We start from the raw sequence: 15,116 nt of genomic DNA, 5'->3' as shown, positions 1-15,116 counted from the left end.
TGCCCTGAACATTTGTCCGTCAGAGGATGAATGGAACATTATTCCGCTGCAAGGATAGCTACGGAGTGTCGCTTGAGTCAATCTCGGCGTGACGGATCAGTTCATCAAGGACATAGAGGCGAACGGCGCTCGAAAGATTTCCGGCGCGGGACTGGTCGATTTCAAAGACCAGCGCATTGATGCTCATGTTGCGCCGCCGCGCGCTCGCCTGGAGCAATTCCCAGAACTTCGGCTCCAGCGAGACGCTGGTCCGGTGGCCGGCAAGGCTGACGGAGTATTTGACAATTTGCGCCGGAGGGGACGGCTCCGGCGCTGCGTCATCCCCGGTCACGTTACGTCCGGGCGAAAAAGTCATTCCCCTTGTCGTCCGTGACGATAAAGGCGGGGAAATTCTCGACGTCGATCCGCCAGATGGCCTCCATGCCGAACTCCTCGAATGCCTGAACTTCCACCTTCTTGATGTTGTTCTGGGCGAGAATGGCGGCGGGACCGCCGATCGAGCCGAGATAGAAGCCGCCATGCTTTTTACAGGCATCGACAACGACCCTGGAGCGATTGCCCTTGGCGAGCATGATCATGCTGCCGCCGGCGGCCATGAACTGATCGACATAGGCATCCATGCGCCCGGCCGTCGTCGGTCCGAACGAGCCGGAAGCGTAGCCGTCCGGTGTCTTGGCGGGGCCCGCATAATAAATGATGTGATCCTTGAAATACTGCGGCAGGTCTTCGCCCGCTTCCAGCATTTCGCGCAGCTTCTTGTGGGCGAGGTCGCGGGCCACGATGATCGTGCCGGTCAGGCTGAGGCGGGTGCGGATCGGATACTGGCTGAGCGTTGCAAGAATCTCTTTCATGGGCCGGTTGAGGTCGATCTCGACGACCTTGCCGCCGAGATCCTTGTCGGTAACTTCCGGCAGATATTTCGCGGGGTTCGTCTCAAGCTGCTCAAGGAAGACGCCTTCGGGCGTGATCTTGCCCTTGATCTGGCGGTCCGCCGAGCAGGAGACGCCGATGCCGATGGGGACGCTCGCGCCGTGGCGGGGCAGGCGGATGACCCGCACGTCGTGACAGAAATACTTTCCGCCGAACTGTGCGCCGATCCCGAGACCTTGCGCGACTTTGTGGATTTCGGCTTCCATGCCGAGATCACGGAAAGCGCGGCCATGCTCATTCCCGCTGGTCGGCAGATTGTCATAATATTTGGTCGATGCCAGCTTCACGGTTTTCATTGTCTCCTCGGCCGAGGTGCCGCCGATCACCACCGCAAGATGGTAGGGTGGGCAGGCAGACGTGCCGAGCGAGAGCATCATGTCCTGGATGGTGGGAATCAGCCGCTCCGGCGTCAGCACGCTCGGTGTCGCCTGGTTGAGGAAGGTCTTGTTGGCCGAGCCGCCGCCCTTGGCAACGAAGAGGAACGAATATTCATTCCCGTTGACGGCATAAAGATCGATCTGCGCGGGCAGGTTCGTGCCGGTGTTCTTCTCTTCGAACATGCTGATCGGTGCGAGCTGGGAATAGCGGAGATTGGTTTCCGTGTAGGTCTTGAAGACGCCGCGCGAAAGCTGCTCCTTGTCCTTGCCATCAGTCCAGACATACTGCCCTTTCTTGCCCATGATGATGGCGGTGCCGGTATCCTGACAGCCCGGCAGGATCATGCCGGCGGCGATATTGGCGTTCTTCAGAAGTTCGGTCGCGACGAATTTGTCATTTTCCGATGCTTCGTCATCCTTCAGGATGTTGGCGAGCTGCTGCAGGTGCTGCGGGCGCAACAGATGCGCCACGTCGCGCATCGCCTCGGCGGCAAGCAGGGTCAGTGCCTCGGGCTCGACTTTCAGGATCTCCCGGCCGTCGACGGTGACTGTCGAGACATGATCGGACGTCAGTTTGCGATAGGGCGTATCGTCGGCGCCAAGGGAATACATTTCCTGATAATGGAATTCGGGCATGGTTATGCTTTCAATCGAGATATTGAGAGTAGGTCGTCGGGTTATTGATTATTATTTTTTACGGAACGCATCAAGGGTTATGACTTCCGCGGCCTTGTCGCCCTGGGGGGCGGGGCTGCCGGTCTCATCATGATCGCCGCTGGATGCAGCCGTTTCCTCGAGCGGCGCAACTTCAGGCTCCGGAACGGTAACGGAGAACTGCAGGCCAAACTGGACGGAGGGATCGGCGAATGCGGCAAGCGCCGCGAAGGGGATGACGAGGGTTTCGCGTTTGTGGTTGAAGCTGAGATCGACGCTGAAATAATCCGGCTCGACAACCACATTCCAGAACTGGTGCTGCAGGACGATGGTCATCTCATCGGGATAGCGCTCGGCGAGATGGGCGGGAATGACAACGCCGGGATAGCGGGTTTTGAAGGTGACATAAAAATGCTGATCACCGGGCAGGCCGTTCTGCGCAACATGGCGGAGGGACTCGCGGACGACTTCCATCAGCGCCTTTTCAACCATCTTTGCATAATTGATTTCGTCATTCATTGACTGATCTGACTCCCATCCCCAATGCACCGGCGGGAGTTATGTCCCGCCAACGCGGGCGTACCTCCACCAGACGTCGTCTGCTGTAAAACAAGTGAAGGGGCTTCTGTTGCCAGGTGCCCCTCCGAACCCCGTGTAGTGCGATTAAGCAGCTACGGCAAATGCTTCGTCGTTATCGTTAGCATTTATAGTTTCGACCCGATAACGGTGGTATCATACCGGGCAAAAATTACATCTTTACTGCGCGCGTCGAGCCTATTTCGCCCCCATCATAAAAGCAGCCGGCGGGGGTGTACCGCATCTGCTTTTATGGTGGAGGCGCCGGGTACCGCCCCCGGGTCCGCTACGTTTATTCCATGCAACGTTTATTGCCATAGTCGGTTTCCCGACAGACTGAATATAATTGTTTTCGTGTGATTTTGAAAGAGGGCGACCGTATTAAATTTCTGCCCGCCGCTGCCGCTCCAGAATAACGAAGCTGTGATCAAATTCGTTTCGTTCCGACTTTTCGTGGTATTCGCGGAATGTCTCCGTCCAGTCCGCGGGATCGAGCGCCGGGAACAAAGTATCCCCCTCGATGTCGGAATGCACCTCGGTAAGATATACCCGGTCAAGGAACGCAAGGCTTTGCCGGTAGATCTCGGCGCCGCCGATAATCACAATTTCCGAAGCCTTCAGCCGGCGCGCCTCATTTGACGCCATTTCAACTGCGGCCTCAATGCTGCGGACCACGATTGCGCCTTCAGCCGAAAAGCTGCTGTCGCGGGTGATAACGATATGCGGCCGCCCCGGGAGAAGGCCCGGCAGGGAGGAAAAGGTCTTGCGCCCCATGATCATGGGCTTGCCCATGGTCGTTCTCTTGAACCATTTGAGATCGTTCGACAATCGCCACGGAAGGGCATTGTCGCGGCCGATCACGCGATTGTCCGAGACGGCGACGATGGCGGAGAGAAGAATATCACTCATCCGCGATCAGACCGCGACCTGGGCTGGAATATGCGCCGCTGCGTGATAATCGCTAAGGGTAAAATCCTCATATTTAAAGGCAAAAATATCCTTTACCTCGGGATTGATATGCAGCGTCGGCAGCGGGCCGGGGAGGCGCGAGAGCTGTAGGTCCGCCTGCTCCAGATGGTTGGCGTAGAGATGCGTATCGCCGAAGCTGTGAATAAACTCACCGACTTCGAGATCTGAGACCTGCGCGACCATATGCGTGAGCAGGGCGTAGGAGGCGATGTTGAAGGGCACACCGAGGAAAACGTCGGCGCTCCGCTGATAGAGCTGGCAGGACAGCTTTCCATTTGCGACATAAAACTGGAACAGGCAGTGGCAGGGCGGCAGCGCCATATTTTCCACCTCTGCCGGGTTCCATGCGCTGACGATCAGGCGGCGGGAGTTTGGATTGGTCCTGATCTGATGGATGAGATTGGCAATCTGGTCGATCGTACCGCCATCAGGCCGCGGCCAGGAGCGCCACTGCGCGCCGTAAACGGGCCCGAGGTCGCCCTTCTCATCGGCCCATTCATCCCAGATCCGCACCCCGTTTTCCTTTAGGTAGCGGATATTCGTATCGCCAGAAAGGAACCAGAGCAGCTCATGAATGATCGATTTCAGATGCAGCTTCTTCGTGGTGAGGACCGGAAAGCCTTTCGCAAGGTCAAAGCGCATCTGGTAGCCGAAAATACTGTAGGTGCCGACACCGGTGCGGTCCGCCTTGAAGACACCGTCACTCCGAACGGTACGAAGAAGATCAAGATATTGTTTCATTGGGCCATTTTTGGTTCAAACCACGGAACATATAGTAAGAATAGAGCAAAAGCGGCGCGATGGACAGTCCGAATCAGGGGACGGCGAACTAATGACAACTGCGCTATCCTCGATTCCGGCGCTCCCTTCAGTCGATCTTTTCATCGAGAAACGCCCGCCCTTCCCGATCTTCGATCTCAAGCACCCAAAGGTCGGGGTCGTTCCGGACCCGCTTTTCGATATAGGCGTCAGCCTCGCTTTCCAGAACCCAGTCACTGCCCGTTCCTTTCAGCCAAAGCCGCGCCCCATCCTCAAAATTCGTGGTTGGCGAGAGCACCCGGCAGCCGGCGCCGAGCCGGTTGATCTTGAGCAGCACCGACCCGGCGGTTTCATCGCCGCGCCGCACGACCATGACCGGCACATTCATCACCGCGCATTTGCGGATATGCGCCTTGACCCAGATTTCCGCTTTAAGGCGTGGCTGCACCTGCTTACTCCTTCGAAAGCTGGCGGTGGCGGGGGCAGCCGACCATGTGATCGTTGACCATGCCGACGGCCTGCATGAAGGCGTAGATGATCGTCGGGCCGACAAATTTGAAGCCGCGGCTTTTCAGATCTTTGGAGATGGCGCGGCTGAGATCGGTCTCCGCCGGCACTTCGGATCGGAATTTCCAGGAATTCTGCACCGGTTTTCCGTCGACATAAGACCAGAGCAGGTTGGAAAATCCGCCCGCCTCCTTCTCTTCGATCTCGAGGAACAAACGCGCGCCGGTAATGGTGCCGATAATTTTGGCGCGGTTGCGGATGATGCCGCTGTCCTGCATCAGCGCCGCGACTTTGGTCTGGTCATAGCGGGCGATGATTTCGGGGTTGAAATGATCAAAGGCGGCCTTGAAATTCTCCCGCTTGCGAAGAATGGTGATCCACGAAAGCCCGGCCTGAAACCCATCGAGGATGAGTTTTTCATAGAGCGCCCGGCTGTCATATTCCGGCACGCCCCACTCCTCGTCATGATAGGCTTTATAGAGGGGATCGTCCCCGTACCAGCTACAGCGTTCCATCCTGATCCCTTCTCATGTCCGTTCCCTATATGTTCCGAAAAATAGCGGGCCAGAACGGGTCTCGCAAGGAAAATCGGGCGGGAGATCAGGCGGGGGACTGCGAAAGATCGAGATAATCCGGCTCCTGAATGCGAATGCCCGCGGGCTCGAGCGCAGCGGCCTCCCCCTGCAGCGCGTCAAGGCGGATCAGCGCCATGCCCTGACCCTTATCAAAGCTCCTGACTTCGCCAACCTCTCGGCCCTCAAGGGTAATCCGGTCACCGGCTGCGAGGTCGCCGTCATACTCTATTCGCATAAGCCGCTTCTTGATGGTGCCGCGATATTTCGTGCGGGCGGTAAGTTCCTGCCCGACATAGCAGCCTTTGGAGAAGCTGACGCCGTTCAGTTCCTCGAAATTTGCTTCAAGGAGAAAGTTTTTCTCCGGCTGGATATCGCGTCCGCCCTCGGGGATCCCAAGACTGAGCCGGTGGGTCTCGTAGGCGCTGGCATCACTCACCATCGCGTCCGGAAATACCGCTTCGGGGCGGAATGCCCCCTCCGCAATAATCCGCACGCCAAGCGACGTCTCGCGCGGATCGACAAAGAAGATCGTCTCCGCCTCCTCGCGGCTTGCGCCGGGCGCCGCATCGAGCCCGGCGGCGCGTATGGCATCCGCGCCGAAGAGGGCGAACACGCGCCGCTCTGTTTTGGCGATCGATACATCTGCCCTCAGCTTATAAAGGGTCAGGCGACGGATCAGGTCATCGACGCGCTCGCTCGCGGTTTCGAGAAGATAGGCGTCGCCTGATTTCAGGACAAAAAAGTCATGGAGGAATTTACCCTGCGCGGTGAGCAGGGCGGCGTAAACGCCCATCGTCTCGCTGACCCCCTTCATGTCGTTGGTGATCAGGTTCTGAAGAAACGTCCAGACACCCTTTCCCGTCAACGCCAGAACAGTGCGATTATCGAGCTTGGTGACAGTCAGTTCCGCCATGATTAATAAAAGCCTCCGGGGCATTAACGAAAACTCTCTTAGACGTAAGTCAGGAACGTCCCCTTGGCAAGAGCGCCGGGGCGTATTATGAAGGGCGCGTATCCGTATTTGAAGGGCAGGCAATCCATGGGCGAGCCAGGAAGCGAAAAAATCATCCCCGCCGGCACGCGCGCCGCGATCACGCTGCGCCGGCCCGACGACTGGCATGTGCATTTGCGTGACGGCGCGATGCTGACCGCCGTCGCGAAATATACAGCGCGCCAGTTCGCCCGGGCAATCGTCATGCCGAACCTAGTGCCGCCGGTCACGGCGATGGCCGCTGCGAGCGCCTATCGGGAGCGGATTATGGCGGCGCTGCCGCCAGGGGCGAATTTCACGCCGCTCATGACCTGTTATCTCACCGACAGCATTGACCCCTCTGAGCTGGAGCGCGGCTTTGCCGCCAGCATTTTCACGGCCGCGAAGTTGTACCCGGCCAATGCCACGACCAATTCCAGCCACGGCGTTACGGACATTCGCAATATTCACCCCGCGCTTGAGGTGATGCAGCGGATCGGTATGCCGCTGCTGGTACACGGCGAGGTGACGGATCAGGATGTCGATATTTTTGATCGCGAAGCCGTCTTTATCGAGCGGGTGATGACACCGCTGCTGAAAGATTTTCCGGCGCTCAAAGTGGTGTTCGAACATATCACGACGGCGGATGCAGCCGCCTTTGTCGGCGAGGGCGGCCCAAATATCGCCGCCACCATCACGCCGCATCATCTTGTCTTTAATCGCAACGCTATTTTCAAAGGCGGCATCCGTCCGCATTATTACTGCCTGCCGATCGCGAAGCGGGAGACGCATCGCCTTGCACTTCGCAAGGCCGCGACGTCGGGATCGGAAAAGTTTTTTCTCGGCACCGACAGCGCGCCCCATGCTGTGCAGGACAAAGAGGCGGCCTGCGGCTGCGCCGGTCTCTTTAACGCGCCATATGCGCTGGAGAGCTATGCGTCCGTTTTTGAAGAAGAGGGGGCGCTGCAGCATCTGGAAGCGTTCGCATCCGAAAACGGGCCGAAATTTTACGGTCTGCCGCTCAATGAGGGGCGCGTAACACTGGAGCCGGTGGAAACCCTTGCCCTTGAGCGGATCGAAACAGCGTACGGCGCCCTGGTTCCCTTTCTTGGCGGCGAAACGGTCGGGTGGCGCTTGTCTGACGCCGGCGACTGACCGATTATTCAGTGCAGCTCGTAGCTGCCGGATGCAAAGCGGATTTCGCCGGGATAGATCAGTTTGTTGGAGGCAAAGCGGACGGAATGCAGCTTTCCGTCCAGTTCCCGCTGCCAGAAATCAAGGAATTTGTGCAAGGTCGGATATTTCGGCGCCAGATCATATTCCTGCCAGATATAGGTTTGGAGAAAATCCGGATAGTCCGGCAGATGGTAAAGAATTTCCGCCGTCGTCAGCACATATCCTTTCAGCTTCTTTTCAATTTCCAACATAACCAGCTCCTTTGCGATCACGCGACAAGAGAACCTGTATTAGGGTTATATAATAATACTATCGGGTTATTCTTAAAAAACAATTGCCTGTGAAATGCTGTTCATCAATGCGTGAACAGGCTATAAATCAGGAATACTCACGAAATAAGGAATATGACATGAGCGAGAGCTTCAGGGCGCTGGTCATCGACGACCAGGAGGGCAAACAGAAAGCAAGTTTCAAGACGCTGACGGTGGCGGATCTGCCGGATGAGGACGTACTGGTCGACGTCTCCTATTCGACGCTGAACTACAAGGATGGCCTAGCGGTGCTCGGCAAGAAGATCGCACGGCGTGTGCCGATGGTCGGCGGGATCGACCTTGCCGGCACGGTTGTCGAAAGCAAATCCGCGGATTTCAAGCCCGGCGATAAAGTCATCGTCAACGGCTATGGCCTGTCGGAGCTGTACTGGGGCGGCTATAGCCAGAAGCAGAAGCTGAAGCCCGAATGGCTGATCAAGCTGCCGGATGCCTTCACGCTGCAGGAAGCGATGGCCATCGGCACGGCGGGCTACACGTCCATGCTCTGTGTTCTGGCGCTTGAGAAAGCCGGGGTGACGCCGGATCAGGGCGAGGTTCTGGTGACGGGCGCCGCCGGCGGCGTCGGCTCTGTCGCGACGGCGCTTCTTGCGAAACTCGGCTACCGCGTGATTGCATCAAGCGGCCGCGCCGAGACCGCGCCCTATCTTGAAAAACTGGGTGCCGCGTCGGTTATCAGCCGGGAAGATACCATGGGCGCAGGGCGTCCGCTTGATAAGGAGCGCTGGGCGGCGGCGGTCGATTGCGTCGGCAGCAAGACCCTCGCGGCGGTGCTTGCGCAGATCAAATATGGCGGTTCCGTTGCGGCGTGCGGTCTTGCCGGCGGCAATGACCTGCCGGCGACCGTGCTTCCCTTCATCCTTCGCAATGTCTCGCTGCTCGGCGTCGACAGCGTGATGGCGCCGCGCGAAAAACGCATCGAGGCGTGGGGCCGGCTTGCCACCGATCTCGACAAATCGCTGTTCGCCGATATGACGCGCGTTGAGCCGATGAGCAATCTCCCGGCGCTCGCCGCCGATATCCTGAACGGGAAGATCAAGGGCCGTGTCGTGATTGACGTCAATGCCTGAGGCTGGGGAGGCTAGAGACGTCCCTTCGCGATAAAGAAGGGGTTGTCATAGCCGGCCTTGCCATATCGAAGCGGGGCACCGTCAACGGTTTCGACGGTGCCGCCCGCCGCTTCCAGAATAGCCTGACCCGCGCCGATATCCCATTCCATCGTCCGGCCGAAGCGGGGATACAAATCCGCCTTTCCTTCCGCGATCAGACAAAGCTTCAGGGACGAGCCGGCCGAGATAAGCTCTTTCACCTTGAATTTCTCGATATAGGCGTCGGTTTCCGGCGTCCGGTGTGAGCGGCTTGCGACGACCACAAGGCCGTCCTCGGGCGCAGTGCGCACCGCGATCGGCACGGGCGCGCCGTTGCCGTTTTGCCGCCAGACGCGGCCCCGGCCTTCGGCAAAATAGGTCGTCTCCCGGGCCGGAACATGAATGACGCCCATGGTCGCAACGCCATGCTCGACAAGTGCGATATTGACGGTGAAATCGCCGCGCCTATTGATAAACTCCCGGGTGCCGTCGAGCGGATCAACAAGCCAGAAAACGCCGCCCGAAAGGTCCGGCTCTTTGCCCGCCGCCTGGGCTTCCTCAGCAAGGACCGGAATATCGGGCGTCAGTTCGGCGAGGCCCGTCAAAATGATCGCCTCCGCCGCCTCATCCGCCTCGGTGACGGGGGAGCTGTCGTCTTTCACCTTGATATCGAAATCCTGATGATAAATTGTGAGGATCCTGTCTCCGGCTTCACGGGCGAGTTTTACAATGCCCTGAAGCAGGGCGGGACGATCAAGGGACATAAGGCAATCCTGGCTCAAGCGGTCGAAAGAATGTTCGTAACATATCGGGAAATGCGCGGATGTCACTAGGGAAACGGAGCCGGCCGGCATCCTTTTCAGATGCGCGCGGGGCGGGTTGTTTTCAGCCGCCGGGCGAGCGCAAGCGCCGGGCGCTCGATAAATGTCCACGACAGCACGGCGCAGGCGAGCGCGAGCGGGAATGTCAGCGCGATATTCATCAGCGGCGTTTTGATGCCGTAATAAACGACGAGCTGCTGGATGGGGAAGGCGAAAATATAGATGCCGTAGGAATAGTCGCCAAGGCGATTGTAGGCGCGTATCGGTCCTCTGAGGAGGTATCCAAAAAGAAATATCCAGTAGACGAGCGCAAAGACGAAGATCTCGCGGAAAATGAAGCTGCCGTGGAAGGCTGCGGCGATCAGGCCGAGCAGGACACCGATCGTCCAGCTCATCGGAAGTCGTTTGCGCCAGACGAAGTAGAGAACCCCGATCATGAAGGGGAAGGCGAGCTTGGCGAGCGCGACCAGCCGCTCCATCGGCTGAAGATAAAGCGTCGCCGCATAGAGCAACAGAAAGAGAAGCCAGACGATCAGCATCAGGCGCGGCTGCTTCAGAAGGCCCGCGAGCCCGAGCAATGTGGCGAAAAAGTAGCAGAGAAGCTCGTGACTGAGCGTCCAGAGGGGGATATTGGTCGGTCCGCCCACGGGATTGCCCTGAAAGACGCCGGGGAGAAACTGCTGCAGCGAAAAGAGCGTAAAATTGCGCAGGATATATTCGGGCGCCGCCTTCATCACCGCATCCACCGTCGCGACCGTGACAATCGGCGCAAGGACCAGCGCGGTCAGCAGCAGGACGACCAGCAGAGCCGGGAAAATACGCAGCACGCGCGCCGTCCAGAAATGCGTCAGCTTCGGATCGCGGTCATAGCTCTGGGCAATCAGATAGCCGGAGATGGCGAAGAAAATATAGACGCAGATCATGCCAAGATCGATCCCGCCAAGCAGGGAAGCCAGCGGTTGATCCTTGACATCGCCGGTTGTAACAGGCCAGGCGTGCGAGATGAGCACGCCCGTTGCCGCGATCATCCGGATCAGGTTGAGGTTGTTGTCGCGCCCTCGCCCGATATCGGCCAAAGTGATGAATTTCATCTATGCTCCCCCTTGGCGCAAAACGTCGATTGAGCGAACATAACGGTGTCATTGGCGCCGACTGGATGGCATTTTATACAAACATGGTAATTAATTTATTTACAATATAGCGGCGGAGATAAGGGGGAAGAGATGAGCGAAAATATTCCCGCGGTTATCCTCGCCGGCGGACAGTCGCGGCGGATGGGCGGGGCGGCGAAATTCCGCATCAGGATTGGCGGGATGACGCTTCTCGAGCATGTCATCGCGCGGCTTCGCCCGCAGACAGGGGAGATCCTGCTCAATCTCAACGATCCGGCGGCGACGGATTTTGACCCCGCGATTGCGATCCGCCCGGACGGGATTGGCGGGTATCTCGGGCCGCTTGCCGGTATCCTGACGGGGCTTGACTATTACCTGCAGCAGGGGAGCCCGGCCCGCCATATGCTATCTGCGCCGATTGATACCCCGTTCCTGCCCGCGGACCTCACATGCCGGCTAATGGAGGCGGCGGCGAAATCCCCTGATGCGATCATTCTGGCGCGCTCCTCTGGCCGGGTGCATCCGGTTATTGCGCTCTGGCCCTTGTCCCTTCGCGATGACCTGCATGACGCGCTCGTCGCGGGCGAGATACGCAAAGTCCGTGATTTTATTCTCCGCCATCCGAGCCGCGAGGTGGAATGGATGGCCGAACGCGGGAAGGATCCTTTTTTCAACATCAACCGCCCCGAAGACATCGAGACGGCGCGCGCACGGCTGCAGCTTTCGCCCCCCTAGCTTTTCCGCGTCGGCATATTGATCAGTGCGACCCCGATGATGGCGATAAGCACGCCGATCGCGACGGTGAGGGTGAGTTGCTCGCCATAGATCACCATGCCAAGGAGAACGCCGACCCCCATCCGGAGGTAGCTCTGGCTTGCCGCGTTCAGGGACCCGAGCGTGTTGATCAGCCGAAAATAAAGCAGCAGCGCGACGCCGGTTCCGAATGTGCCGAGCATGGAAACGGCGGCGAGCGAGCGGAGCGTCGGCTCGAGTGTCCATGGCCTGTCAATGATGAGGCTGGCCGGTACCAGAACCGCGCTTGCCACGATCATGACGCCGGCCGCCGTCACGGTTGGCGGAAGATGCGCGAAGTTCTTGCCGCGAATAGCCGCATAGCCGAAGAGCATTGCAGCAAACAGGATCACAAGCTGGGCGACGACCTGCTGGCCGAGACTTTCAAGGGCATCAACACCGATAATCATGATGACGCCCGCAAGGCCCGTTATCGCGCCGGTAACTTTCAGCGCGGTGACCGTTTCATGGCGCGTGATCAGCCAGGTAATCAGAAAGACGAAAATCGGCGAGGTGGAGTTGAGGACGGCGGCGAGGCCGCTGTCGACATACTGCTGGCCCCAGGCGACCATCGTCCAGGCACCGAAACTGTTGAGGAAGGACTGGATGACCAAATTCCCCCAGTCCCGGGCGCTTCGCGGAAGCCGGTAGCCCTGCCGCCACACGACGGCCAGCAGGATCATCGCCGCGATAGACACCCGGAGCGCGACAAGCGTTGTCGGCGGCAGGGATTCGAGCCCCATTCTGGTGAAGAGATAGGAGGAACCCCAGAGACCGGCGAGTAAAAAAAGCAGCAGATACTCTCTCGGGCGGTTAACGTCGGATGCGGAAATCGGCCTGCCCCTCTTTTATCCTGTTGCGTTGCTGCCTGCCGCGCGCAAGTGGTTATTGATTATTACAGAGCGTCCATCAGGCTCGGGCCGCGGATTCATTCTTGCGGATCATTTTATCCCCAGCAACTTGTTTCTGCGGCGAATGACAACTTCACTCAGGAAGTCGCTGACCGCCTTTACGCGGGCGAGATCGTGAATGTCAGTCGGCGTGTTCAGCCAGTAGCTTTTCTCGATGCTGATCTCGTCGGGAAGGATCGCGACCAGTTCCGGATATTCCTCGGCGGCGAAGCAATGCAGGATGCCGATGCCCGCGCCCGCGAGGGTCGCCTGAAACTGGAAAATGATGCTGGAGCTTTTCAGATTGACGGTCGGGTTGCTGACGATATCGCTGAGATAGAGAAGCTGCGGATCGGGCACCAGCTCGTCGATGTAGGAGATGAAATTGTGGTGGCGCAAATCCTCGCGCTGGCGGATCGGCGGGGTGCGGGCGAGATAGTCGCGTGTTGCATAGAGGCGCAGGCGATAGTCGGTCAGCTTGCGCGAGACGAGACGCCCCGATTTCGGCCGGCCGAGCGTGATGGAAAGATCCGCTTCGCGTTTCGAGAGGCTGACGAACCGGTCATTGGCGAGGAACTCAAGTTCGAGGTCAGGGTGCTGGCGCTGGAACGCGGGCAGCTCATGAACCAGGAACTGGCTCCCGAACCCCTCCGGCACGCCCAGCCGGATCGTTCCGGTTAGCGCCTGGTTCTCGCCGCCAACCATATCCTGAATGGTGGCGGAGGCGCTTTCCATCTGCTCGGCAAGCGGCAGCAGGCGCTCGCCCGCTTCCGTCAGCACAAAGCCGCGCGAGGTGCTTTCGAACAGGCGGGCATCAAGTTTTTCTTCCAGCGCAAGGACGCGCCGGCTGACAGTTGTATGATCAACCTTCAGTGCTTTAGCTACTTCCGTCAGGCGGCCTTTGCGGCTAAGCTCAAGGAAGAAACGGATATCGTTCCAGTCAAATATAACGATCACCTGATGTGCATTTTTACACAGGGAATGTGCATTCTTATCTAATTACTTCGCATTTTTACCTATGTAAAGTAACGCTATATAAGAATCTTATTTGGGAGCAGACCATATGACCGAACAACTCAAACATTTCATCGACGGCAAGTATGTGGCCGGAAAATCTAGCCGCTTCTCGCCCGTCTACAACCCGAGCACGGGCGAGCATAAGGCGGACGTGCCGCTGGCAAGCGAAGCCGAGATCGGCGAAGCGGTTGCGAGCAGCCTGGCTGCCTTCCCGGGCTGGGCGGCGACCTCTCCCATTTCCCGCGCCCGCGTGATGTTCAAATTCAAGCAGCTTGTCGAAGATAATATCGATGATCTCGCGGCGCTTCTCTCGCGCGAGCATGGCAAGGTTCATTCCGACGCGAAAGGCTCGATCATCCGCGGGCTGGAAGTTGTGGAATTCGCCTGCGGTATTCCGCACCTCCTCAAAGGCGAATTCTCCGATAACGTCTCCTCGGGCATCGACATGTATTCCATGCGCAAGCCCCTTGGCGTCGTTGCCGGCATCACGCCGTTCAACTTCCCGGCCATGGTGCCGATGTGGATGTTCGCTGTTGCCATTGCCTGCGGCAATACCTTTGTGCTGAAGCCGTCGGAGAAGGATCCGTCGCTGCCGATCCGGCTTGGCGAGCTGATGCTTCACGCCGGGGCGCCGAAGGGCGTCCTCAACGTCGTCAATGGCGACAAGCTCGCGGTTGATACCATCCTTGATCATCCCGACATCAAGGCCGTCAGCTTCGTCGGTTCGACCCCGATCGCGAAATATGTCTATGGCCGGGCGGCCGCCGCAGGCAAGCGGTGCCAGGCGATGGGCGGGGCGAAGAACCACATGCTGGTGATGCCCGATGCCGATATGGACAAGGCAGTAGACGCGCTGATCGGCGCGGGTTACGGCTCCGCCGGCGAGCGCTGCATGGCGATTTCCGTCGCGGTTGCCGTCGGCGATGCCGGTGATGAACTGGTCGAGCGGCTGGCGCCGCGCGTTCGCGCGCTCAAAGTCGGCCCGAGCGCGGCCGATGGCGATATGGGCCCGCTGGTCACCCGCGAGCATCTGGAAAAGGTCAAAGGCTATGTCGACCTTGGCATCAAGGAAGGCGCCGATCTCGTCGTCGATGGTCGCGAGCTGTCGCTGCAGGGCTATGAGAACGGCTTTTACATGGGCGGCTGCCTGTTCGACAATGTGAAGACCGATATGCGGATCTATAAGGAAGAGATCTTCGGTCCCGTTCTTTCCGTTGTCCGCGCCCCGACCTTCAATGAGGCGATCGAGATGGTCGACCGTCACGAGTTTGGCAATGGCACCTCGATCTTCACCCGCAACGGTGATGTGGCGCGCGCCTTCTCGAACAACGTCGAGGTCGGCATGGTCGGCGTCAACGTGCCGATCCCGGTGCCGCTCGCCTTCCACACCTTCGGCGGCTGGAAGAACTCCGCCTTTGGTGATCACAACCAGCATGGCCCGGAAGGCGTTCGCTTCTATACCAAGGTGAAGACCGTGACCTCGCGCTGGCCGGACAGCATCAAGGCCGGTGCCGAGTTCATCATGCCGACCCACAAATAATAACAGCAATCGTCGGGAAAACCCAACATGGCGG

General features: G+C 58.7%; 17 protein-coding genes and 1 other RNA gene. 4 read left to right on the top strand and 14 right to left on the bottom strand.

Going from position 1 to position 15,116, the window contains the following annotated elements:
* Positions 1-58: 58 nt before the first annotated feature.
* The 9 genes from V7Z56_RS11155 to ygfZ form a co-directional block, all read right to left on the bottom strand.
* A complete protein-coding gene (locus V7Z56_RS11155; protein WP_334129531.1) occupies positions 59-355 on the bottom strand; it encodes a ribbon-helix-helix domain-containing protein in 297 nt (98 codons plus the stop codon).
* Positions 333-1,943: a fumarate hydratase gene (locus V7Z56_RS11150; protein ID WP_334129530.1), complete on the bottom strand. Its 1,611-nt coding sequence runs from the start codon at positions 1,941-1,943 to the stop codon at positions 333-335. The genes V7Z56_RS11155 and V7Z56_RS11150 overlap by 23 nt, the downstream gene beginning before the upstream one ends.
* A 51-nt stretch (positions 1,944-1,994) precedes the next feature.
* Positions 1,995-2,480, bottom strand: coding sequence for an SspB family protein (locus V7Z56_RS11145; protein WP_334129529.1), 486 nt, complete (start codon positions 2,478-2,480; stop codon positions 1,995-1,997).
* A gap of 93 nt (positions 2,481-2,573) precedes the next feature.
* Positions 2,574-2,909, bottom strand: a transfer-messenger RNA (tmRNA) gene (gene ssrA / locus V7Z56_RS11140).
* A 9-nt stretch (positions 2,910-2,918) separates the two neighbouring features.
* Positions 2,919-3,446: a dihydrofolate reductase gene (locus V7Z56_RS11135; RefSeq protein ID WP_334129528.1), complete on the bottom strand. Its 528-nt coding sequence runs from the start codon at positions 3,444-3,446 to the stop codon at positions 2,919-2,921.
* Between the two features lie 6 nt (positions 3,447-3,452).
* Entirely contained in the window at positions 3,453-4,247 is a 795-nt protein-coding gene (locus V7Z56_RS11130) for a thymidylate synthase (protein WP_334129527.1), read from the bottom strand.
* A 127-nt stretch (positions 4,248-4,374) separates the two neighbouring features.
* The gene (locus V7Z56_RS11125; protein ID WP_334129526.1) at positions 4,375-4,713 is read right to left on the bottom strand and encodes a DUF1491 family protein; all 339 of its coding nucleotides are present in this window, start codon (positions 4,711-4,713) and stop codon (positions 4,375-4,377) included.
* 4 nt (positions 4,714-4,717) lie between these two features.
* Positions 4,718-5,287: a DNA-3-methyladenine glycosylase I gene (locus V7Z56_RS11120; protein WP_334129524.1), complete on the bottom strand. Its 570-nt coding sequence runs from the start codon at positions 5,285-5,287 to the stop codon at positions 4,718-4,720.
* 85 nt (positions 5,288-5,372) lie between these two features.
* Positions 5,373-6,260, bottom strand: coding sequence for a CAF17-like 4Fe-4S cluster assembly/insertion protein YgfZ (ygfZ, locus tag V7Z56_RS11115; RefSeq protein ID WP_334129523.1), 888 nt, complete (start codon positions 6,258-6,260; stop codon positions 5,373-5,375).
* 126 nt (positions 6,261-6,386) lie between these two features.
* Between ygfZ and pyrC the strand changes: the two genes are divergently transcribed.
* Positions 6,387-7,472: a dihydroorotase gene (gene pyrC / locus V7Z56_RS11110; RefSeq protein WP_334129522.1), complete on the top strand. Its 1,086-nt coding sequence runs from the start codon at positions 6,387-6,389 to the stop codon at positions 7,470-7,472.
* A gap of 8 nt (positions 7,473-7,480) precedes the next feature.
* Here the strand turns inward: pyrC and V7Z56_RS11105 are convergent, their stop codons facing one another.
* On the bottom strand, positions 7,481-7,744 hold the full coding sequence (locus V7Z56_RS11105) for an usg protein (RefSeq protein ID WP_334129520.1): 264 nt from the start codon (positions 7,742-7,744) through the stop codon (positions 7,481-7,483).
* A 158-nt stretch (positions 7,745-7,902) separates the two neighbouring features.
* Here V7Z56_RS11105 and acuI point away from each other — a divergent pair, with 158 nt between their 5' ends.
* On the top strand, positions 7,903-8,892 hold the full coding sequence (gene acuI / locus V7Z56_RS11100) for an acrylyl-CoA reductase (NADPH) (protein ID WP_334129519.1): 990 nt from the start codon (positions 7,903-7,905) through the stop codon (positions 8,890-8,892).
* Between the two features lie 11 nt (positions 8,893-8,903).
* On the opposite strand, the gene cysQ is transcribed toward acuI, so the two are convergent.
* Both cysQ and V7Z56_RS11090 read right to left on the bottom strand, forming a co-directional pair.
* Positions 8,904-9,674 carry a 3'(2'),5'-bisphosphate nucleotidase CysQ gene (gene cysQ / locus V7Z56_RS11095; RefSeq protein WP_334129518.1) on the bottom strand — a complete coding sequence of 257 codons (771 nt, stop codon included), beginning with the start codon at positions 9,672-9,674 and terminating at the stop codon, positions 8,904-8,906.
* 95 nt (positions 9,675-9,769) lie between these two features.
* Positions 9,770-10,822: an acyltransferase family protein gene (locus tag V7Z56_RS11090; RefSeq protein WP_334129517.1), complete on the bottom strand. Its 1,053-nt coding sequence runs from the start codon at positions 10,820-10,822 to the stop codon at positions 9,770-9,772.
* Between the two features lie 132 nt (positions 10,823-10,954).
* On the opposite strand from V7Z56_RS11090, the gene mobA reads away from it, so the two are divergent.
* Entirely contained in the window at positions 10,955-11,578 is a 624-nt protein-coding gene (mobA, locus tag V7Z56_RS11085) for a molybdenum cofactor guanylyltransferase MobA (protein ID WP_334129516.1), read from the top strand.
* Here mobA and V7Z56_RS11080 read toward each other — a convergent pair.
* Positions 11,575-12,429 (bottom strand): DMT family transporter, encoded by an 855-nt coding sequence (locus tag V7Z56_RS11080; protein ID WP_334129792.1) that lies wholly within the window; start codon positions 12,427-12,429, stop codon positions 11,575-11,577. The two genes, mobA and V7Z56_RS11080, sit on opposite strands and share 4 nt — an antisense overlap.
* A gap of 147 nt (positions 12,430-12,576) precedes the next feature.
* Positions 12,577-13,482, bottom strand: coding sequence for a LysR family transcriptional regulator (locus V7Z56_RS11075; protein WP_334129514.1), 906 nt, complete (start codon positions 13,480-13,482; stop codon positions 12,577-12,579).
* A 106-nt stretch (positions 13,483-13,588) separates the two neighbouring features.
* Here V7Z56_RS11075 and V7Z56_RS11070 point away from each other — a divergent pair, with 106 nt between their 5' ends.
* Positions 13,589-15,082: a CoA-acylating methylmalonate-semialdehyde dehydrogenase gene (locus V7Z56_RS11070; protein ID WP_334129513.1), complete on the top strand. Its 1,494-nt coding sequence runs from the start codon at positions 13,589-13,591 to the stop codon at positions 15,080-15,082.
* Positions 15,083-15,116: the final 34 nt, after the last annotated feature.

The sequence above is a fragment of the Sneathiella sp. genome, assembly GCF_036844445.1.
In the GTDB taxonomy this organism is placed as follows: Bacteria; Pseudomonadota; Alphaproteobacteria; order Sneathiellales; family Sneathiellaceae; genus Sneathiella.
The sequence above is the reverse complement of the archived record's forward strand: the minus strand, read 5'-3'. Positions and strand labels throughout refer to the sequence as shown.